General features: G+C 64.3%; 17 protein-coding genes and 2 pseudogenes. 12 read left to right on the plus strand and 7 right to left on the minus strand.

Translation table 11 applies throughout. From position 1 onward, the window contains the following. Window positions 1-794 (plus strand): annotated as a pseudogene (locus DCO48_RS22745) (hypothetical protein); the annotation flags it as partial. A 6-nt stretch (window positions 795-800) separates the two neighbouring features. On the opposite strand, the gene DCO48_RS16280 reads toward DCO48_RS22745, so the two are convergent. Then, entirely contained in the window at window positions 801-1202 is a 402-nt protein-coding gene (locus DCO48_RS16280) for a GFA family protein (protein ID WP_116551642.1), read from the minus strand. 296 nt (window positions 1203-1498) lie between these two features. Here DCO48_RS16280 and DCO48_RS16290 point away from each other — a divergent pair, with 296 nt between their 5' ends. From DCO48_RS16290 to DCO48_RS16330, 9 genes are all read left to right on the plus strand, one after another. Next, window positions 1499-2806 (plus strand): CitMHS family transporter, encoded by a 1308-nt coding sequence (locus DCO48_RS16290; protein ID WP_116551644.1) that lies wholly within the window; start codon window positions 1499-1501, stop codon window positions 2804-2806. Window positions 2807-2877: 71 nt separating this feature from the next. Next, entirely contained in the window at window positions 2878-3651 is a 774-nt protein-coding gene (locus DCO48_RS16295) for a TerC family protein (RefSeq protein WP_116551645.1), read from the plus strand. Window positions 3652-3922: 271 nt separating this feature from the next. Beyond that, window positions 3923-5581: a Na/Pi cotransporter family protein gene (locus DCO48_RS16300; RefSeq protein WP_116551646.1), complete on the plus strand. Its 1659-nt coding sequence runs from the start codon at window positions 3923-3925 to the stop codon at window positions 5579-5581. A gap of 37 nt (window positions 5582-5618) precedes the next feature. Beyond that, window positions 5619-6995 carry a pitrilysin family protein gene (locus DCO48_RS16305; protein ID WP_116551647.1) on the plus strand — a complete coding sequence of 459 codons (1377 nt, stop codon included), beginning with the start codon at window positions 5619-5621 and terminating at the stop codon, window positions 6993-6995. 135 nt (window positions 6996-7130) lie between these two features. Continuing rightward, entirely contained in the window at window positions 7131-8153 is a 1023-nt protein-coding gene (locus DCO48_RS16310) for a DUF5924 family protein (protein ID WP_116551648.1), read from the plus strand. Window positions 8154-8204: 51 nt separating this feature from the next. After that, on the plus strand, window positions 8205-9350 hold the full coding sequence (locus DCO48_RS16315; RefSeq protein WP_116551649.1) for an ABC transporter permease: 1146 nt from the start codon (window positions 8205-8207) through the stop codon (window positions 9348-9350). Beyond that, window positions 9347-10144 (plus strand): ABC transporter ATP-binding protein, encoded by a 798-nt coding sequence (locus tag DCO48_RS16320; RefSeq protein WP_116551650.1) that lies wholly within the window; start codon window positions 9347-9349, stop codon window positions 10142-10144. Before DCO48_RS16315 ends, DCO48_RS16320 begins: the two co-directional genes overlap by 4 nt. Window position 10145: 1 nt before the next feature. Next, window positions 10146-11084: an MlaD family protein gene (locus DCO48_RS16325; protein ID WP_116551651.1), complete on the plus strand. Its 939-nt coding sequence runs from the start codon at window positions 10146-10148 to the stop codon at window positions 11082-11084. Further along, window positions 11081-11704: an ABC-type transport auxiliary lipoprotein family protein gene (locus DCO48_RS16330; protein ID WP_116551652.1), complete on the plus strand. Its 624-nt coding sequence runs from the start codon at window positions 11081-11083 to the stop codon at window positions 11702-11704. Before DCO48_RS16325 ends, DCO48_RS16330 begins: the two co-directional genes overlap by 4 nt. On the opposite strand, the gene DCO48_RS16335 is transcribed toward DCO48_RS16330, so the two are convergent. The 6 genes and pseudogenes from DCO48_RS16335 to DCO48_RS16360 all read right to left on the minus strand — a co-directional run bounded on the left by DCO48_RS16335 (window position 11686) and on the right by DCO48_RS16360 (window position 16228). Further along, window positions 11686-12915, minus strand: a complete 1230-nt coding sequence (locus DCO48_RS16335; protein WP_116551653.1) for a nucleoside recognition domain-containing protein — start codon at window positions 12913-12915, stop codon at window positions 11686-11688. The two genes, DCO48_RS16330 and DCO48_RS16335, sit on opposite strands and share 19 nt — an antisense overlap. A 215-nt stretch (window positions 12916-13130) precedes the next feature. Continuing rightward, window positions 13131-14462, minus strand: coding sequence for a glutamate/aspartate:proton symporter GltP (gltP, locus tag DCO48_RS16340; RefSeq protein ID WP_116551654.1), 1332 nt, complete (start codon window positions 14460-14462; stop codon window positions 13131-13133). A 726-nt stretch (window positions 14463-15188) separates the two neighbouring features. Then, window positions 15189-15293 (minus strand): annotated as a pseudogene (locus DCO48_RS23300) (Ivy family c-type lysozyme inhibitor); the annotation flags it as partial. Window positions 15294-15418: 125 nt separating this feature from the next. After that, the gene (locus DCO48_RS16350; RefSeq protein ID WP_009401691.1) at window positions 15419-15583 is read right to left on the minus strand and encodes a DUF1328 domain-containing protein; all 165 of its coding nucleotides are present in this window, start codon (window positions 15581-15583) and stop codon (window positions 15419-15421) included. 44 nt (window positions 15584-15627) lie between these two features. Beyond that, complete coding sequence (locus tag DCO48_RS16355) at window positions 15628-15903, minus strand: hypothetical protein (RefSeq protein ID WP_116551655.1); 276 nt, start codon at window positions 15901-15903, stop codon at window positions 15628-15630. An 88-nt stretch (window positions 15904-15991) separates the two neighbouring features. After that, entirely contained in the window at window positions 15992-16228 is a 237-nt protein-coding gene (locus DCO48_RS16360; RefSeq protein ID WP_133247614.1) for a BON domain-containing protein, read from the minus strand. A 231-nt stretch (window positions 16229-16459) separates the two neighbouring features. On the opposite strand from DCO48_RS16360, the gene algB reads away from it, so the two are divergent. Beyond that, on the plus strand, window positions 16460-17806 hold the full coding sequence (algB, locus tag DCO48_RS16365) for a sigma-54-dependent response regulator transcription factor AlgB (RefSeq protein ID WP_116551657.1): 1347 nt from the start codon (window positions 16460-16462) through the stop codon (window positions 17804-17806). Further along, the gene (locus DCO48_RS16370) at window positions 17803-19590 is read left to right on the plus strand and encodes a KinB sensor domain-containing domain (RefSeq protein ID WP_116551658.1); all 1788 of its coding nucleotides are present in this window, start codon (window positions 17803-17805) and stop codon (window positions 19588-19590) included. Before algB ends, DCO48_RS16370 begins: the two co-directional genes overlap by 4 nt. The last annotated feature ends 4 nt before the right edge of the window (window positions 19591-19594 follow it).

Here is a 19594-nt window from a genome sequence, read left to right on the forward strand (position 1 = left end):
CCGCCTCGGCGCCAGCGCCTGCCGCCAAGCCGCGCCAGCGCGGCCGCACGCTAGCGTTGGCCGCAGCCGTGCTGCTGGCAGTGGGCGGCTACGGCGCTTACCAGATGAATGCCCGCAAGGCACTGCAACAGTTCGAGGCCGACCTGGCCGCCGGGCAGGGCTGCCTGCGTTCCGGCCAGTTCAACTGTGCCCTGGACAAGGCCGAACTGGCCCTGCGCACCGACAGCAAGGACCCGCGCGCGATCAGCCTGCTGCAACGTGCCCAGGCCGGGCTCGAGAGCCAGCAGCGCATTGAGCAGGCCAAAGTCCAAGCCGCTGCACTGGCCGAAGCAACCAAGGCAGCCCAGGCCGCGGCTGCCGAACAGACCCGTCGCGAGCAAGCGGCGCGTGAGCAGCAGGCACGCGACGAGCAGCAGGCGCGGGAACAGGCCGCCCGTGAGCAACTGGCCAAGCAGCAGACACCCCGCCAGCAAGACCCGCTGGATAAAGCCCAACAGCTGCTCGACGAGCAGAGCAATCGCACCCGTCAGCAATTACAGCAGCAACGTCCGGCGCAGGCCGCTCGTCCGGGCAACCAGGCTGCCAATGCCGGGCTGGTCGGCCAGCAACTGAGCCAGGCCCGCAGCGCACTGTCGCAAGGCAATGGCAACAAGGCACGGGTGCTGGCAAACATGGTCCTGAGCCAGGATCCGGGCAATCGTCAGGCGCAGATCATCCTGCGCCAGGCCGAGCAGCTCGGTGCCAAATCATCGTTCCAGACACCCAAAGGCCTGGGCGGGGTGATGATCGAGTAAGCCGCCTTACAGCGTCTCCCCGGCCTCGCCGGGGAGTTGCTCGTCCAGGTGCAGCCAGGGTAGGCGACTGGCAGTCCAGATGTGCTTGGTTGGCCGCAACCGCTCCGGATGATCCAGGGTGGTCAGGGTGATATCGATGCTTTCCGGGCTCAGGTCGCTGGTCAGCGCCACATGCGCGCCACAGCGGCTGCAGAAATAGCGCACGCAACTGGGCGAGGAGTCATAGCGCTGCGGCGTTCCGGCCAACCACTGGAACGCGCTGCACGGCACCGTCAGCCAGGTCACCAGCGTGCCGCCGGTCACCTTGCGGCACACCGAGCAATGACAATGTGCAACGTCCTTCAGCAGCCCCGCCAGCCGGTAGCGCAAGGCGCCGCAATGGCAGCCGCCCTCTTCGAACTGTGGCATCACAACCTACCCCTTGTAATGGTTCATGAAACCTCTTGTCGTCTTTCAACCGGCGAAAGCTGGCTGAAAGGTTGGCCCCTTAGCATCAGCGCACCACCGGCATAAGACCGGCCAGCCAGGGTTGTCTGAGAGTAGTACAGCGCCCGGCCCAGTTAACAACAACAATGGTGATACTGATGTCCTTCCACGCCCGCCTTTTCGCTGTGCCCCCGCCGTTACTCCCCGCGCCGCGCCTTTCGCGCTGACTTTCCGCCCGTTCGTTCTTTTCCTCGACGCGCCACGCCTGGAGTACTCCCATGCTGACCTTCCTCGGCTTTGCCATGGTCATCACCTTCATGTACCTGATCATGACCAAGCGCCTGTCGGCCTTGATCGCGCTGATCCTGGTACCGATCCTGTTTGCGCTGTTCGGCGGCTTCTCCGCCGAAATCGGCCCGATGATGCTCGGTGGCATCACCAAGCTCGCCCCGACCGGGGTGATGCTGATGTTCGCCATCCTCTATTTTGCCCTGATGATCGACTCCGGCCTGTTCGACCCGGCCGTGCGCAAGATCCTCAAGCTGGTCAAGGGCGACCCGCTGAAAGTCTCGGTAGGCACTGCGGTACTGGCCCTGATCGTCTCGCTCGACGGTGACGGCGCCACTACCTACATGATCTGCGTGGCTGCCATGCTGCCGCTGTACAGCCGCCTGGGGATGAGCCCGCGGATCATGGCCGGGTTGATCATCCTCGCCGGCGGCGTGATGAACATGACCCCCTGGGGCGGCCCGACCGCCCGTGCGGCCAGCGCCCTGCATGTCGACCCGTCGGACATCTTCGTGCCGATGATCCCGGCCATGGCCTTCGGTGTCCTGGCGATCCTGGCCATTGCCTACCTGTACGGCAAACGCGAGCGTGCCCGCCTGGGCGAGTTGCACCTGCCGGGCGACGAGATCGACCACAGCGAAATCAGCGTGTCACAGTTCCCCGATGCCCGTCGGCCGAAGCTGCTCTGGTTCAACGGTGCGCTGACCGCCGCGCTGATGGTGGCACTGATTGCCGGCCTGCTGCCGCTGCCGGTGCTGTTCATGATCGCCTTCAGTATCGCCATGATCGTCAACTACCCGTGCCTGCAACAGCAGAAAGACCGCGTCGCGGCCCACGCCGGCAGCGTGCTGGCGGTGACCGGGCTGATCTTTGCTGCGGGTATCTTCACCGGCATTCTTTCCGGTACCGGCATGGTCGACGCGATGTCCAAGAGCCTGCTGGCGGTGATCCCGGACGCGCTGGGCCCGTACCTGGCGGTGATCACGGCGATCGTGAGCATGCCGTTCACCTTCTTCATGTCCAACGATGCCTTCTACTACGGCGTGCTGCCGGTACTGGCCGAGGCCGCCAGCCACTACGGCATCAGCCCGGTGGAAATGGCCCGTGCGTCGATCGTCGGCCAGCCCGTGCATCTGCTCAGCCCGCTGGTACCCTCTACGTACCTGCTGGTGGCATTGGCCGGGATCGAGTTCGGCGATCACCAGCGTTTCACCTTGAAGTGGGCAGTGCTGGTTTGCGTATGCATAATGCTCGCCGCGCTGGCGATGGGAATTTTCCCGCTGTTCAGCACCCTGTAAGACAACGGTTCCACCCAACCGATGCGCGCCTTGCCCGGGCGCGTATCGCCTGAACGCTCGAAGGAATACACATGGAATGGCTGACCAGCCCAGAAATCTGGGTTGCCTTTTTTACATTGACGGCGCTTGAGATCGTTCTCGGGATCGACAACATCATCATGATCTCGATCCTGGTCAGCCGCATGCCCAAGCACATGCAGCAACGCACGCGGATCTTCGGCCTGGCGCTGGCCATGGTCACCCGGATCCTGCTGTTACTTTCGATCACCTGGGTGATGCGTCTGACCGCCGACCTGTTCGTGGTGTTCGACCAGGGCATTTCCGGACGTGACCTGATCCTGTTCTTCGGTGGCCTGTTCCTGTTGTGGAAGAGCTCGCAGGAGATCTACCACGGCCTCGAAGGCGAAGACGAAACCCACGACGAGCCGAACGGCAAGCAGGGTGGCAAGTTCTTCTACACCATCATCCAGATCGCCATCATCGACATCGTGTTCTCGCTGGACTCGGTGATTACCGCCGTGGGTATGGTGTCCCACGTGCCGGTGATGATTGCCGCGATCGTCGTGGCGGTACTGGTAATGATGCTCTGCGCCAAGGCGATCAGCGACTTCATCGACCAGCACCCATCGCTGAAGATGCTCGCCCTGTCGTTCCTGATCGTGGTCGGTACGGTGCTGATTGCCGAGGCGTTCGAGGTGCATGTGCCGAAGGGTTATGTGTACTTCGCCATGGCCTTCTCGCTGGCGGTGGAGGCGATCAACATCAAGATGCGCACCGCGATGGCCCGCAAGAAGAACCAGGAACACGATCCGGTGAAACTGCGCAAGGACATTCCGGGCCAGTAAGCCCAGAAGAAAACTGCCCCGGCTCGCCGGGGCTTTTTTTTGCCCGGGAACGCGCTCCCACAACAGACGACAGTTGTCTGCGGAGTGAACCCCTCGGCAGCTTTCATGTCAGTTTTGTTTCAAAGCCTTACCAGCCATGCCATGCTGGCGCCACGGCCTTGAGCCGACTACAGCTTAAGTGAGCACTGGGAAAAACCGCCTGTCGCCAGGCCAGGCTCACCGTTTCGTCCATTGGCCCCCGGTGGGGCATCGACATCAGGGGGCCTTGTTCATGCTCACCCTGCTCAATCTGCTATCGGCTGTCGCCTTGCTGATCTGGGGCACTCACATCGTCCGTACCGGCATTCTGCGGGTCTACGGCTCCAACCTGCGGCGGGTGCTCAGCCAGAACATGGCGCGCCGACCGCTGGCGTTCATCGCCGGGATCCTCGTCACCGCCATGGTGCAAAGCAGCAACGCCACCGCCATGCTGGTGACCTCGTTCGTCGGCCAGGGCCTGATGGCGCTGACCCCGGCGCTGGCGATCATGCTCGGTGCCGACGTCGGTACCGCGCTGATGGCACGGGTGCTGACCTTCGACCTGTCGTGGCTGTCGCCCCTGCTGATCTTCCTCGGGGTGATCTTCTTTCTCTCGCGCAAACAGACCCGCGCCGGCCAGCTCGGCCGCGTCGGCATCGGCCTGGGGCTGATCATCCTGGCCCTGCAACTGATCGTCGAAGCCGCCACGCCGATCACCCACGCCCAAGGCGTGAAAGTGCTGTTTGCCTCGCTGACCGGCGATATCCTGCTCGACGCCCTGGTCGGCGCGCTGTTCGCCCTGCTGTCCTATTCGAGCCTGGCCGCCGTGCTGCTCACCGCCACCCTGGCCGGTTCCGACCTGATCAGTCTGCCGGTGGCCATCGGCCTGGTGATCGGCGCCAACATCGGCAGCGGCCTGCTGGCCTTCCTCAGCACCAGCATGCAGAACGCCGCCGGCCGCCAGGTGGCGCTGGGCAGCCTGCTGTACAAGCTGATCGGCTTGCTGCTGATCATCCCGGTACTCGACCCGCTGGTGCAGTGGATGGACAGCCTGAGCTTCAGCGCCCAGGAACTGGTGATCGGCTTCCACCTGCTCTACAACACCCTGCGCTGCGTACTGCTGCTGAGTACGGTCAAACCGATGGCCACGCTGTGCAGCTGGATCCTGCCGGAGCGCGCCGAGCAGAACGGCCACGCCGCCCCGCGCCACCTCGACGCCACCGCGCTGGCCACGCCGAGCCTGGCGCTGGCCAACGCGGTGCGCGAAACCCTGCGCCTGGGCGATCTGGTCGACAGCCTGCTCGAAGCCATGCTCAACGTGCTACGCGGCTCGCAGACCGCGGTGACCCAACAGGTGCGCTACCTCACCGACGACATCGACGCGCTGTACAACGCGATCAAGCTGTACCTGGCGCAGATGCCCCGCGAAGACCTCAGCGAGCAGGACAGCCGGCGCTGGGCCGAGATCATCGAGCTGGCGATCAACCTCAAGCTGGCCAGCGACCTGATCGAGCGCATGTTGCGCAAGGTCCAGCAGCAGAAGACCTCGCAGCGCCGGGAGTTCTCCGATGTCGGCCTGGAAGAGCTCACCGGCCTGCAAAGCCAGTTGCTGTCCAACCTGCGCCTGGGCCTTTCGGTGTTCCTCAGCGCCGACCCGGAAAGCGCCCGCCAGTTGCTGCGCGAGAAGCGCCGTTTCCGCGCCCAGGAGCGGCGCCTGGCCCACGCCCATGTCAGCCGTTTGCAACGCAAGGTGGTGCAAAGTATCGAAACCAGCTCGCTACACCTGGAACTGATTGCCGATATGAAACGTCTGAATTCACTGTTTTGCAGCAGTGCCTATGTGGTATTGGGCGGCAACGAAACTGGCGCGTTGGTGATCGATGGCGTGCCGGACGATGCCCATTCGCCTTGACGCCCCGTTGTTCGAACCCTGCGCAAGGAAGCTAGTCATGCGTTTTTTGTTACTTGTGTGCCTGTTGCTGGGCTGTGGTTCCAGCGTTGCCCTGGACCGTAGCCGCGTCGAGGGCTACCTGCTGCCCAATGGCCTGCAGGTGCTGCTCAAGCCCGGCTACGAGCGCGATCATGTGTCGATCCGGCTGGTCGTCGGCATCGGCTTCGACGACTTCCCCTGCGACCAGCAGGAGCTCCCGCACCTGCTTGAACACTTGCTGTTCAGCGGCATCGACGACAGTGGCGAGGGCGGTCTGGAGGAACGCATGCAGGCCCTGGGGGGCGAGTGGAACGCCTACACCAGCAGCGCCGACACCACCTTCGTGATCGAGGCGCCGGCACGCAACCAGCGCAAGGTGCTCGACCTGCTGCTGGCGGTGCTCAACGACACCCAGTTCGACCAGGACGACCTGGACAACGCCAAGCGTATCGTCGAGCGCGAGGATGGCGGCCATTACACTCGACTGCAACGCTGGCTCGACCGCCAGGACCTCGGCCACGGCGCCAGCGATCAGCTGGCGGTGGAGCTGGGCCTGAAATGCGCCGAGCGCTCGCCGGTGCAGGACATGACCCTGGCCCAGGTCAATGCATTGCGCGAACACTGGTACGCCTCGAACAACATGACCCTGATTATCGTCGGCGGCCTCGACAAGCTGCTGCCGGCCTATCTGGAACGCAGCTATGGCGAGCTGGAGCCGGTGGCGCCGGGCGAGCGGCGGGTGCTCGACGGCGTCAGCCACGAGGCCGAGCACCAGCGTGTGCTGACCCGCGGCTGGCTGGGCAACAGCGCCCGGCTGCACTGGCTGTTCCTGGAGCCGGTGCTCGACGACAAGCACGAGCAGACCTACGACCTGCTGCAGCGCTATCTGGACTGGGCGTTGTACCGCGAGCTGCGGCTCAAGGAGGGGCTGTCGTACGGGCCGTGGAGCGGCCGCGAGAGCTTTGGCGACAGCGGCCTGCTGAGCCTGAACGCCGACCTGGACCGGAACAGGGTAGAGGACGCGCAACAGGCCATGGGCGCGCTGATCGAGCGCTTGCGCAAGGACGGCCTGGAGCCGGTGGCATTCGAGCGGATCCGCCAGGCGGCGATCGATCGCGAGGCCTGGACCAGCCAAGGCAACAGCGCCCTGGCCGATTACTACTGGGGCGCCTTGAACAGCTACGCCGACGGCCGCTTCGACGACCCGGCGCGGCGCCTGCGCCAGGTCAGCCTGGAGGACGCCAACCAGGCGCTGCGCCAGCTGTTTGCCGAGCCCGGGTATGTGCGGGTGGAGCGGCCGCTGCTGGGGTATGACGAGCTGGTTGGGTTGATCGCGCTGGGGGTTGGCGTGTTGCTGGCCCTGGGGCTGGCCTGGAAGCGGCGGCGCGGCAGCTGACGCTATCGCGGGGCGAGCCCGCTCCCACAATGATCGCGGCGCGCTTGTGGGAGCGGGCTCGTCCCGCGATGAGGCCGACAGGATCAAACAAGGGTATCCTGTATCGGTTTATTTCATAGTCAGCGAACACCCCCCATGCCTCCACTTATCCAGCGCCTGATCGACCTCATCAAGCGCTATCCAGGGGTTATCGCCCTCGGCGGTTTCATCTCCGGTATCGGTAGCTTCATCCTCGTCGACCGCCAGGAAAGCCTGGCCAGCTGGGTGGCCATCCTGATGCTGGTGAGCTGGCTCTGGCTGATGTTCGAAAACACCTTCAACCAGCTGTTCGCCAAAGCCTTCAAACGCGAGATTCCCGAGCCGCTGCTGCGCTACGCCACGCAGATGATCCACCAGGAAAGCCTGTTCTTCGTCCTGCCGTTCTTCTTCGTCACCACCACCTGGAACAGTGGCCAACTGGTGTTCACTGGCCTGCTCGCCGGCGCCGGCCTGGTGTCGATCATCGACCCGCTGTACTACAAATGGCTAGCGCCGCGGCGCTGGCTGTTCCTCGCCCTGCACACCCTGACCCTGTTCGCCGCGCTGCTCACCGCACTGCCGGTAATCCTGCACCTGACCACCGCGCAGAGCTACAAGCTGGCCCTGGGCACCGCGATGCTGCTGTCGTTCCCGAGCCTGGCCAGCAGCTTCCCGATCCACAACTGGCGCCGCGCCGCCAGCCTGGTGCTGGTCACCCTGGCCGTCGGTGGCGCCGGCTGGCTGCTGCGCTCCTGGGTACCGCCGGCCACCCTGTGGATGACCGAAGTGGCCGTCACCAGCCAGTTGCAGGACCGCACGCCGGGCGCCAGCCTCAAGCAGGTCAGCGCCAGCCAGGTGCGCAGTGCCGGGCTCTATGCCTACACCGCGATCAAGGCACCGCGCGGACTCAACGAGCGGATCTACCATGTCTGGCAGCTCAACGGCAAAGAGGTCGACCGCATTGCCCTCGATATCCACGGCGGGCGCAAGGAAGGCTACCGCGCCTGGACCCACAAGCGGGTGTTCCCCGGCAACCCGGTCGGGCGCTGGCAAGTGCGCGTGCTCACCGAGGACGGCCAGGTGATCGGCGTACTGCGTTTCCGTGTGGTTGATGACGGTCAAGCATCTGCCACGCAGTAACGCTATGCTCTGAGGCGGCGCATTGGAGCGCCTGCCAGACGCCTGAAGCTTATGACCACGACAGTCACCCCCGCCGGCGCCAGCCTGGACGCCGCCAGCCGCCCGGCCCGCCTGCGCATCGCCGGCGATTGGACGCTGGCCAACTACGCCGTCCTCAAGCAGCGCACCACCGCGCTCAGCGGCCAGTACGACGGCGACACCGTGGTGGAGCTGGAGCAACTGGGCAAGCTCGACACGGCCGGCGCCGCGCTGCTGGTCGAGCTGCTCGGCGCCGAGCGCCTCGGGCAACTGGCGCAGAGCAGCCCGAGCCTGTCCGCCGCCGACCGCGCCCTGCTGCAAACCGTGTACTGCTCGCTGCAGGACTACTGCATCCCGGTGCGCCAAGCCGACGTGCCGGTGCTCATGCAGTTGCTCAGCCGCATCGGCCGCGCCGTGGACAAGCTCTGGCAAGACACCCTGCAAGTGCTCGGTTTCATCGGCCTGATCATCGCCACGCTGTTGCAGCGCCTGTTCCAACCCAAGCGCTGGCGGCTCACCTCGGTGGTCGCGCATATCGAACAGACCGGCCTCGACGCGGCGCCCATCGTCGCCTTGCTGACCTTTCTGGTTGGCGCGGTGGTGGCCTTCCTCGGCGCCACGGTGCTCTCCAGCTTCGGCGCCAGCGTGTTCACCGTCGACCTGGTGGCGTTCTCCTTCCTGCGCGAATTCGGCGTGCTGCTCACCGCCATCCTGATGGCCGGGCGCACCGCCAGTGCCTTCACCGCGCAGATCGGTTCGATGAAGGCCAACGAAGAGATCGACGCCATCCGCACCCTTGGCCTGAGCCCGCTGGAGCTGCTGGTGATCCCTCGGGTGCTGGCGCTGCTGATCGCGCTGCCGCTGCTGACCTTTCTCGCGATGATCTGCGGGATTGTCGGCGGCGGCGTGGTATGTGCGCTGGCGCTGGACATCTCGCCGGCGATGTTCCTTTCACTGCTGGACAGCGACATCGGCGTGCAGCACTTCCTGGTCGGCATGCTCAAAGCTCCGTTCTTCGCCTTCCTGATCGCCGCCATCGGCTGCCTGGAAGGCCTCAAGGTCAGCGGCAGCGCCGAATCGGTCGGCGCCCACACCACCTCGGCGGTGGTGCAGTCGATCTTCGTGGTGATCGTGCTGGACGCCATCGCCGCGCTGTTCTTCATGGAGATGGGCTGGTGAGCGAAGCCCGTAACCGCGAAGCGGTGATCGAAGTCCGCGAGCTGTGCAACCGCTTCGGCCCGCAGGTGGTCCACGAACACCTCGACCTGGACCTGTACCGGGGCGAGATCCTCTCGGTGGTCGGCGGTTCAGGCAGCGGCAAGTCGGTGCTGCTGCGCAGCATCGTCGGCCTGCGCCGGCCGGATGCCGGGGTGGTCAAGGTGTTCGGGCAGAACCTCGTCGAACTCAACGAGAACCAGCGCTCGCAGGTGGAGCGACGCTTCGGCGTGCTGTTCCAGAAGGGCGCGCTGTTTTCCTCGCTGACCCTCACCGAAAACGTCGCGCTGCCGCTGATCGAACACGCCGGGCTGAGCCGCGACGACGCCGAGCACCTGGCCGGGGTCAAGCTGGCGCTGGCCGGTTTGCCGCTGTCGGCGGCGGACAAGTACCCGGCCTCGCTGTCCGGCGGCATGATCAAGCGGGCCGCCCTGGCCCGCGCGCTGGCGCTGGACCCGGACATCCTGTTCCTCGACGAACCCACCGCCGGCCTCGACCCGATTGGTGCGGCGGCCTTCGACCAGTTGATCCTGACCCTGCGCGATGCCCTCGGCCTGAGTGTGTTCCTCATCACCCACGACCTCGACACGCTCTACACCATCAGCGACCGGGTGGCTGTGCTGGCGCAGAAGAAGGTGCTGGTAGCAGCGCCGATCGACGAAGTCGCCGCCACCGACGATCCGTGGATTCACGACTATTTTCATGGCCCGCGTGGCCGGGCAGCCTACACGGCTGCCGCTGCGCTCAAGGAGAACTGAGATGGAAACCCGCGCGCACCATGTGCTCATCGGCCTGGTCACCGTGATCGTGGTCGCCGGCGCCATGCTCTTCGGCCTATGGCTGGCCAAGTCCAGCGTCGACAGCGCCTTCAAGGATTACGAGGTGGTGTTCAACGAGGCGGTCACCGGGCTGTCCAAGGGCAGCGCCGTGCAATACAGCGGGATCAAGGTCGGCGATGTGGTCAGCCTGCGCCTCGACCCGAACGACCCGCGCCGGGTGCTCGCGCATATCCGCCTGAGCGGCGAAACCCCGGTCAAGCAGGACACCCAGGCCAAGCTGACCCTGACCGGGGTTACCGGCACCTCGATCATCCAACTCAGCGGCGGCACCCCCGAGAGCCCGACGCTGGTGGGCGTGGGGCGCCACCTGCCAACCATCGTCGCCTCGCCGTCGCCGATTGCCCGCCTGCTGAGCAACAGCAGCGACCTGGTCACCAGCATCAACGAGCTGCTGCATAACGCCAACCAGTTGCTCTCCAGCGACAACGTCAGCCGCTTCGGCAACACCCTGGCCAACCTGGAACAGGCTACCGGCGCCTTTGCCGAGCAGCGCGACGGGATCCGCGAGGCGATCACCCAACTGAGCGCGGTCGGCAAGCAGGCTGGCGCCACCCTGGAGCAGACCAGCGCGCTGATGCGCAACGCCAACGGCCTGCTCGACAGCGGTGGCAAGCAGATCGTCGGCAACGCCGAGCAGGCCATGCAATCGCTGGCCAGCAGCACCGCGACCATCAACGCGCTACTCAACGACAACCGCGACGCCATCAACGGCGGCGCCCAGGGCCTGAACGAACTGGCCCCGGCGATCCGCGAACTGCGCGACACCCTGACCTCGCTCAAGGCGATTTCCCGCCGCCTGGAAGCCAACCCCGGTGGCTACCTGCTCGGCCGCGATCAAAACAAGGAGTTCCAGCCATGAGGCGCACCCTTCGCCTGAGCACCCTGGCGCTGTTAGTCAGCCTGAGCAGTGCCTGTTCGATCCTGCCGCAGGCGGACCCGACCGATGTCTATCGCCTGCCGAGCGCGTCGGCCGCGCGTAACCCCGGGGCCGCAGCGGACTGGTCACTGCGCCTGAACAAGCCGCTGGCCAGCGACGTGCTCAACACCCAGCGGATTGCTGTGGTGCCGCAGGGCAACCTGATCAGCAGCTACAAGGGCGCGCGCTGGAGCGACCCGGCGCCGGCGTTGCTGCGCAACCGCCTGCTCGATGCGTTCCAGGCCGATGGTCGGCTAACGCGGCTGAGCGCCGACGACGCCAACCTGCAGGCCGACTACGAGCTCGCCGGTGAGCTACAGGCGTTCCAGAGCGAATACAGCGCCGCCGGCCTGGCCGTGGTGCTGCGCTATGACGCACGGCTGGTGCACGGGCGCAGCCAGCGCATCCTCGCCAGCCGGCGCTTCGAAGTGCGCCAGCCGCTGGCCGACAAGCAGGTGCCGGCGGTGGTCGAGGGCTTCGGCCAGGCCACTGACCGACTGGCCGCGCAACTGGTGGACTGGGCCGTGGCCCAGGGCACGCAGTATCAGCCGAAGAACCAGTAGCAGACGCCGATGGCGCCGATCACCCCGGCCAGTTCCGCCAGCAGCGCGCAGCCTACCGCATGGCGGGCGCGCTGGATGCCGACGGCGCCGAAGTACACCGCCAATACGTAGAAGGTGGTTTCGGTACTGCCCTGGACGGTGGCCGCCACCAGCGCCGGGAAGCTGTCGACGCCATGGGTCTGCATGGTTTCGATGAGCATGGCGCGCGCGGCGCTGCCGGAGAACGGCTTGACCATTGCGGTGGGCAGGGCCTCGACGAAGCGCGTGTCCCAGCCGAGCCACTCGACCAGGTGACGGATACCGTCCAGACCGAACTCCAGCGCCCCTGAGGCGCGCAGCACGCCGACCGCGCACAACATGGCAACCAGGTAGGGCAACAGGCTTTTCGCGACGTCAAAGCCTTCTTTGGCGCCTTCAACGAAGGTTTCGTACACCTTGACCTTCTTCAGCGCACCGACCAGCAGGAACAGCATGATCAGGCCGAACAGCGTCAGGTTACCGAGCAGCGACGACATCGAGGCCAGCGCGGTGGCCGAGAGGCCGGCCAGGAGCGCCATGAAGCCGCCCAGCAGCAAGGCGCCGGGGACGAGGTAGGCAAGGACCACCGGGTCCCACAGGCGCAGGCGCTGCATGACCGCGACCGAGAGCAGGCCGACCAGGGTCGAGCAACTGGTGGCGATCAGAATCGGCAGGAACACCAGGGTCGGGTCCATGGCGCCTTGCTGGGCGCGGTACATGAAGATGGTGACCGGCAGCAGGGTCAGCGACGAAGCGTTGAGCACCAGGAACAGGATCTGCGCGTTGCTCGCGGTGGTTGCGCTGGGGTTGAGTTCCTGCAGCGCGCGCATGGCCTTCAGGCCAATCGGGGTGGCGGCGTTGTCCAGGCCCAGGCCGTTGGCGGCGAAGTTCAGGGTGATCAGCCCCAGGGCCGGGTGGCCGGGGGGGACTTCCGGCATCAGGCGGCGGAACAGCGGCCCAAGGATCTTGGCCAGCCAGTCGACGATGCCGGCTTTCTCGGCGATCTTCAGAAAGCCCAGCCAGAGGGTGAGGGTGCCGAACAGCAGCACCATGACTTCGACGGACAGCTTGGCCATGGCAAAGATACTTTCGACCATGGCGGCGAAGATACCGGCGTTACCGCCAACCAGCCATTGAGCCAGCGCAGAGATGGCTGCGACCACGAAAAAACCAAGCCAAAGGCCGTTGAGCATCCGTTGTTCCCCCAGAAGATGCGACGAATGATAGCGGGGCGGGTTGGGTGTACGCCAGAAACTGCCGCTGGGCTATCGCGATTCCTGTAGGCACCGGCTTGCCTGCGATCGGCTGCGAAGCAGTCGTAAACCAGACTACGCGGAGCGTCAGCAAGGCCGCGCACACAGCACAAAGCCCCGCCAAGGCGGGGCTTTGTGTTCAGCGCAAGCGACGCTTAGTGGTTGGCCGTGTTGCCAGCCGGAGCGGCTTCTTTACTGCGCCAGTGCGGCAGGGAGTTCCAGTAGCGCTGGCCCTTGGCATCGTCGTACATGCCTTCCCAACGGGCGATAACCAGTACCGCCAGGGCGTTGCCGATCACGTTCAGGGCAGTCCGCGCCATGTCCATGATGCGGTCGACACCGGCAATGAACGCCAGGCCTTCCAGCGGAATGCCGACGCTGCCCAAGGTGGCCAGCAGCACCACGAAGGACACGCCCGGCACACCGGCAATCCCTTTGGAAGTGACCATCAGGGTCAGGACCAGCAGCAGTTGCTGGCTGATCGACAGGTCGATGCCATACAGCTGGGCAATGAAGATCGCCGCGATGCTCTGGTACAGGGTCGAACCATCAAGGTTGAACGAGTAGCCGGTCGGCACCACGAAGCTGCAGATGGCCTTCGGCGCGCCGTAGGCTTCCATCTTCTCGATCACGCGCGGCAGCACGGTCTCGGAGCTCGCGGTGGAGTAGGCCAGGACCAGCTCGTCCTTGAAGATGCGGATCAGCTTCATGATCGAGAAGCCGAACAAGCGCGCGATCAGGCCCAGCACCATGAAGCCGAAGAAGGCGATGGCGAAGTACACCAGCAGCACCAGCTTGGCCAACGGCAGCAGCGAGGCGAAGCCGAAGTTGGCCACGGTGACCGCGATCAGCGCGAACACACCGATCGGGGCATAGTTCATGATCATGTGAGTGACCTTGAACATGGCTTCCGACACGCCCTGGAAGGTTTTCACCAGCGGGTCGCGGATATCCGCCTGCAGGCTCGACAGGCCCAGGCCGAACAGCACCGAGAAGAAGATGATCGGCAGCATTTCGCCACGCATCAGCGCTGCGAAGATGTTCGAGGGAATCAGGTTGAGGATGGTCTCGATGAACGCGTGTTCATGCTGCACCTCGGCCGCCGTGGCCTGGTACTTGGAGATATCCACGGTACCCAGGGTGCTCATGTCGATGCCGGCGCCCGGGTGGAACAGGTTGGCCAGCACCAGACCAACGACGATCGCGATGGTGGTCACCACCTCGAAGTAGATGATGGTCTTGAGGCCGATACTGCCAAGTTTTTTCGCATCGCCGACCCCGGCAATACCCACGATCAGCGACGAAATCACGATCGGGATGACGATCATCTTGATCAGGCGAATGAAGATGTCACCGGCAGGTTGGAGGACGTTACTGATCCACCATGCCTTTTCTGCACTGAAATGATTCAGTAGAGCCCCGATTGCAATCCCCAGTACCAAACCGATGAGGATCTGCCAGGCGAGGCTTAGCTTTGCCTTCTTCATGTCATTACCCTTTCTTCAAGTGGGAACGGGCATCAGTCGAAACCAGCGTGCCAGAGCGGTTTTTCCGCTTTATGGTTGTTCTGGTTGCAAACGATGGCGCCGTAGAAGGTCACCGCAAGCGAGCGTGGTTCGCGCTCAGGCCAGCGAAAAAAGGCGCAACTATTCCGACGTGGAGGGGCCCCGTCTAATGCCGTAAATGACTACCCCATGCCGAATCGGCATGGGGTTTTTGTGACAAAACAGAGGGTTCAAGCGCTGCCGACTGCGTCGTTCGGAATTCCGAATAAGGCCAAAGTGCCATTTTTCGGCCGATTCAGAGGTATCCGCGTGAGTGCAAAAGGCTATTGTTCGACAATCCGAATGCATGAAAAATGTGGGTCGAGTCCTACAAACCCTGTCGAAAAAATAACGATGTACGGTCTCGACGAATGGCCGTTTTGTCGTATCGACTTGTTTCGGAGGATCACGCAGGGGAAAAAGCATTCTGGACGTCCGCGTGGGGCGATAACCCACCGGCTGGCTCCGGTTCGCGGACTTCCAGCACTGCTTCGCCTGACCCGGCCCTTGGCGGAGGCACTCCCTGTACCCCTAGGCCCCTCCGATCCTGTAGCAATCAGAGCAGCCCGGCCCCTTGGTCATGCGCTCGCCTTCCTCGGGCGGGCGCAACATAGAAGCTGGAACGCGTGAAAGGTTCAGCTCCCGTCATACATGAGTGCCCGGCGACACTCAGTACCCGTTCGGATCACGTTTGAGTTGCTCCTTCAACAGGGTCTGCATGCCTGCATCGGGTTTGCCCAGCCAGCGGTACTCGGCGTGGCGGCTGGGCGACCGGGGTCCGCGGCCAACAGCTGATTGACCCGGACCTGGCCGTCATTGGCCGCCATTGCCGCGGAACTGCCGGCCACCATCCGGGCGGCGGCAGCCAGGGCTCTGTATAGCGTCCCGTTCCATAGCCATCAGCCTCTGCCGCGACGACCAAAGAAGAAGGACGCCACGAACAGCACCAGGAAGACAATGAAGAGGATCTTCGCGATACCGGTAGCGGCGCCGGCGATACCACCGAAACCCAGCACGGCAGCGACAATGGCGATAATCAGGAAGGTAATGGCCCAACTCAACATGGTGATTCTCCTTGCCGTTTTAGAAAACAGATGCCGGGATTCGTTCAGAACACCCAGCGTTGTTCATGCGTTGCGACGAACTCGGTGGTGGTGACCGGTGCAGCCTGAACACCGCCGACGTTGCGGGCAGTGCTTACCTGGGCGTGCAGTTGTGAGACCTGGACCGCCTGCGCAGCTAACTGGCTGTCGATCTGGGCGTTCTTCCAGGCCTGGTGGAGCTGACCACCGACCAGGGTGAGCAGCACGGCCAGGCTGAGAAACAGGGCCTGACGCAGGTGCAGCGAAGAAATCTGTAGGGTGGCTGCGCTGGGACGGTTCATTACCGGGCTCCTCGGCTGCAATGTTGTTATTGACCTGTAAGGGTTATTGCAGCCTGCATGCCAGTTTTCTTTATGAGAATTTTTACTTTTATTTCAATGACTTACAAAGCATCCCACAGGCACACCAGAACGCATCCTGCACGATGTCCAGTACAGCGTCGTGCGTTTTGCATGATCCGCCATGGGCTTTAGCGGACAAACGCACCACGCCGTCCTCGGTGCCTACATCAATGCTCTGTGCCAGCAATCCGCGGCTATATATAAAGCTGCTGCGCACCTTGTCGTTGATCGAGGCGTCGTTGTTCATCTGCAGGTTAACGGCCATCACCTGCTCGCGCTCCTGGACCGGGGCAGCGGCCGCGGGGCCGAGCAAGAGGGAAAGATTCCGCAAGGCCTGTACCAGCCCCTAAACGCTACAAAACCAAGCATTTCATAGGGTTAGCTATGTGGCAGGCTTGCAGCTAGCATGCAAGGAGCGGAATGAATCAGAATTCACCATGCAACTTGCCCGATTTTTCCGACACTAACCAAGATCATTCTTAAAGGAGCGTAGGAAATGGAGTCAGCACCGGACCACCAAGGCCGCATTCTGCTGGTGGACGATGAGTCCGCAATCCTGCGAACCTTCCGCTACTGCCTGGAAGACGAAGGCTACAGCGTGGCCACCGCCAACAGTGCCGCGCAGGCCGAAACCCTGCTGCAACGCCAAGTCTTCGACCTGTGCTTCCTCGACCTGCGCCTGGGCGAGGACAACGGCCTCGACGTGCTGGCGCAGATGCGCATTCAGGCGCCGTGGATGCGTGTGGTGATCGTCACGGCACATTCGGCGGTCGACACCGCCGTCGACGCGATCCAGGCCGGCGCGGCCGACTACCTGGTAAAACCCTGCAGCCCCGACCAACTGCGCCTGGCCACCGCCAAGCAGTTGGAAGTGCGGCAGCTTTCGGCCCGCCTGGAAGCCCTCGAAGGCGAGATCCGCAAACCCAACGACGGCCTCGATTCGCACAGCCCGGCCATGATGGTGGTGCTGGAAACCGCGCGGCAGGTGGCCAGCACCGACGCCAACATCCTCATTCTCGGCGAGTCCGGTACCGGCAAGGGCGAGTTGGCCCGCGCCATTCACGGCTGGAGCAAGCGGGCACGCAAGGCCTGTGTGACCATCAACTGCCCGTCGCTGACCGCCGAACTGATGGAAAGCGAGCTGTTCGGGCATAGCCGCGGCGCCTTTACCGGAGCCAGCGAAAGCACACTCGGCCGGGTCAACCAGGCCGATGGTGGCACGCTGTTTCTCGACGAGATCGGCGACTTCCCGCTGACCTTGCAGCCCAAGCTGCTGCGCTTTATCCAGGACAAGGAATACGAGCGGGTCGGCGACCCGGTGACGCGCCGCGCCGATGTACGGATTCTGGCCGCAACCAACCTCAACCTTGAGGACATGGTCCGCGACGGGCGCTTCCGCGAGGACCTGCTGTACCGCCTGAACGTCATCACCCTGCACCTGCCGCCACTGCGTGAGCGCAGCGAAGACATCCTGACCCTGGCCGACCGTTTCCTGGCCCGTTTCGTCAAAGAATATTCGCGCCCGGCGCGCGCCTTCAGCGACGAAGCGCGGGCCGCGCTGCTCAACTACCGCTGGCCGGGCAACATCCGCGAACTGCGCAACGTGATCGAGCGGGCGAGTATCATCTGCCCGCAGGAGCGCGTCGAGATCAGCCACCTGGGCATGGCCGAGCAACCGGCCAGCAACGCCCCGCGGATCGGTGCCGCACTGAGCCTGGATGAACTGGAGCGCGCGCACATCGGTGCGGTGCTGGCCACCAGCGACACCCTCGACCAAGCTGCCAAGACCCTCGGCATCGACGCCTCCACCCTGTACCGCAAACGCAAGCAGTACAACTTATGAAGTGGACGATGAAGCTGCGCACACGGCTGTTCCTCAGCATTTCCGCGCTGATGACCGTGGCGCTGCTGGGCCTGACCCTGGGCCTGGTCAGCGTGCAGCAGATGTCCAGCGCCCAGCAGCGCTTGATTCGCGACAACGCCTTCGTCCTCGACCTGGGCCTGAAGCTGCGACAAAACCTGGGCGAGCAACTGACCCTGGTGCTTGACGAAAAGGGCGATGGGCAACAGCTGGAGGTGCTGCAGCAGCAGTTCCAGACGTTGCTCGACGAGGGCTTGCAGCACGAACGCCAGACCGACGGCTACGCCGGCTTCAGCAAGGCCAGCAGCGATTACCAGACCTTCCTCCAGGTGATGCGCGAGACCCCATCGCCGGGCAAAAGCCTCAGCCCCGACCTGCCATTGGGCGCAGCCTTCAACGCCCTGCGCAGCGACCTGATCGGCTCGCACAAGCAAGCCCTGGAGCACATCACCGACAGCGAGCAGGTCGCCCGCGCCCGCGCCTTGATGGTGTCCGGGGCGCTCGGCCTGGTTGGGCTGGCCGTGCTGGTACTGGGTTTCATCACCGCGCACGGCATTGCCCGGCGCTTCGGCCAACCGATCGAGGCGCTGGCCAAGGCCGCCGACCAGATCGGCCAGGGCAACTACGACGTAACCCTGCCGGTAACCCCGGCGCATGAAATCAACCAGCTGACCCGTCGCTTCGGGCTGATGGCCGAAGCCCTGCGCAAGCACCAGGCAACCAATGTCGACGAACTGCTGGCCGGCCAGCAACGCCTGCAAGCGGTGCTCGACAGCATCGACGACGGCCTGCTGATCATCGACCGCCAGGGCCTGCTCGAACACCTCAACCCGGTGGCCCAGCGCCAGCTCGGCTGGGAAACCCCACGCCTGGGCATCGGCCTGGGCGACGCGCTCAAGCGCCCGGAGCTGGACGACCAACTGCGGCTGATCCTGCGCGGCGGCAGCCTGGAACGCGCGCCGGAAGACCTGAGCCTGGAAATAGAAGAAGAAACCCGCCTGCTGGCCTACAGCCTGACACCGGTCTGCCATCCGCAAGGGCAGATCATCGGTGCGGTGATGGTGCTGCACGACGTCACCGAGCAGCGTGCCTTCGAACGGGTGCGCAGCGAATTCGTCCTGCGCGCTTCGCATGAGCTGCGCACGCCGGTCACCGGCATGCACATGGCCTTCGGCCTGCTGCGCGAGCGGCTGAAGTTTCCGGCGGAAACCCGCGAGCATGACCTGCTGGAAACCATCGGCGAGGAAATGCAGCGGCTGACCCAGCTGATCAACGACCTACTGAACTTCTCCCGCTACCAGAGCGGCCTGCAAAAGCTGCAACTGGAGCCGTGCGCCATCGACGAACTGCTGGAGCGGGCCTGTGGGCGCTTTGCGCCGATGCTGGACGACAAGCAGATCGACCTGCAGATCGAGCTGGTCACGCCGCTACCGCGCATCCAGGCCGACCCGGCGCAGCTGGACCGGGTGCTCGACAACCTGCTCGACAACGCCATTCGCCACACCGCCAGCGCCGGGCGTATCCGCCTGCACGCGCGGCGCCACGCCGAGCGCGTGATCATCAGCGTCGAGGACAACGGCGAAGGCATTGCCTATGGTCAGCAAGGACGGATTTTCGAGCCCTTCGTCCAGGTCGGGCGCAAGAAGGGCGGCGCCGGGCTCGGCCTGGCGCTGTGCAAGGAAATCGTCCAGTTGCATGGCGGGCGCATGGGCGTGTATTCGCGGCCGGGGCAGGGTACGCAGTTCTACATGGCACTGCCGGTCTGAGCTG

The organism is Pseudomonas sp. SDI (assembly GCF_003105155.1).
Lineage (GTDB): Bacteria > Pseudomonadota > Gammaproteobacteria > Pseudomonadales > Pseudomonadaceae > Aquipseudomonas.

What these genes read in the sequence shown, in the direction of transcription:
- DCO48_RS16280 (WP_116551642.1), bottom strand. Translation starts at nt 1,202, where the DNA reads ATGCCACAGTTCGAAGAGGGCGGCTGCCATTGCGGCGCCTTGCGCTAC.
- DCO48_RS16290 (WP_116551644.1), top strand. Translation starts at nt 1,499, where the DNA reads ATGCTGACCTTCCTCGGCTTTGCCATGGTCATCACCTTCATGTACCTG.
- DCO48_RS16295 (WP_116551645.1), top strand. Translation starts at nt 2,878, where the DNA reads ATGGAATGGCTGACCAGCCCAGAAATCTGGGTTGCCTTTTTTACATTG.
- DCO48_RS16300 (WP_116551646.1), top strand. Translation starts at nt 3,923, where the DNA reads ATGCTCACCCTGCTCAATCTGCTATCGGCTGTCGCCTTGCTGATCTGG.
- DCO48_RS16305 (WP_116551647.1), top strand. Translation starts at nt 5,619, where the DNA reads ATGCGTTTTTTGTTACTTGTGTGCCTGTTGCTGGGCTGTGGTTCCAGC.
- DCO48_RS16310 (WP_116551648.1), top strand. Translation starts at nt 7,131, where the DNA reads ATGCCTCCACTTATCCAGCGCCTGATCGACCTCATCAAGCGCTATCCA.
- DCO48_RS16315 (WP_116551649.1), top strand. Translation starts at nt 8,205, where the DNA reads ATGACCACGACAGTCACCCCCGCCGGCGCCAGCCTGGACGCCGCCAGC.
- DCO48_RS16325 (WP_116551651.1), top strand. Translation starts at nt 10,146, where the DNA reads ATGGAAACCCGCGCGCACCATGTGCTCATCGGCCTGGTCACCGTGATC.
- DCO48_RS16330 (WP_116551652.1), top strand. Translation starts at nt 11,081, where the DNA reads ATGAGGCGCACCCTTCGCCTGAGCACCCTGGCGCTGTTAGTCAGCCTG.
- DCO48_RS16335 (WP_116551653.1), bottom strand. Translation starts at nt 12,915, where the DNA reads ATGCTCAACGGCCTTTGGCTTGGTTTTTTCGTGGTCGCAGCCATCTCT.
- gltP (WP_116551654.1), bottom strand. Translation starts at nt 14,462, where the DNA reads ATGAAGAAGGCAAAGCTAAGCCTCGCCTGGCAGATCCTCATCGGTTTG.
- DCO48_RS16350 (WP_009401691.1), bottom strand. Translation starts at nt 15,583, where the DNA reads ATGTTGAGTTGGGCCATTACCTTCCTGATTATCGCCATTGTCGCTGCC.
- DCO48_RS16355 (WP_116551655.1), bottom strand. Translation starts at nt 15,903, where the DNA reads ATGAACCGTCCCAGCGCAGCCACCCTACAGATTTCTTCGCTGCACCTG.
- DCO48_RS16360 (WP_133247614.1), bottom strand. Translation starts at nt 16,228, where the DNA reads ATGGCCGTTAACCTGCAGATGAACAACGACGCCTCGATCAACGACAAG.
- algB (WP_116551657.1), top strand. Translation starts at nt 16,460, where the DNA reads ATGGAGTCAGCACCGGACCACCAAGGCCGCATTCTGCTGGTGGACGAT.
- DCO48_RS16370 (WP_116551658.1), top strand. Translation starts at nt 17,803, where the DNA reads ATGAAGTGGACGATGAAGCTGCGCACACGGCTGTTCCTCAGCATTTCC.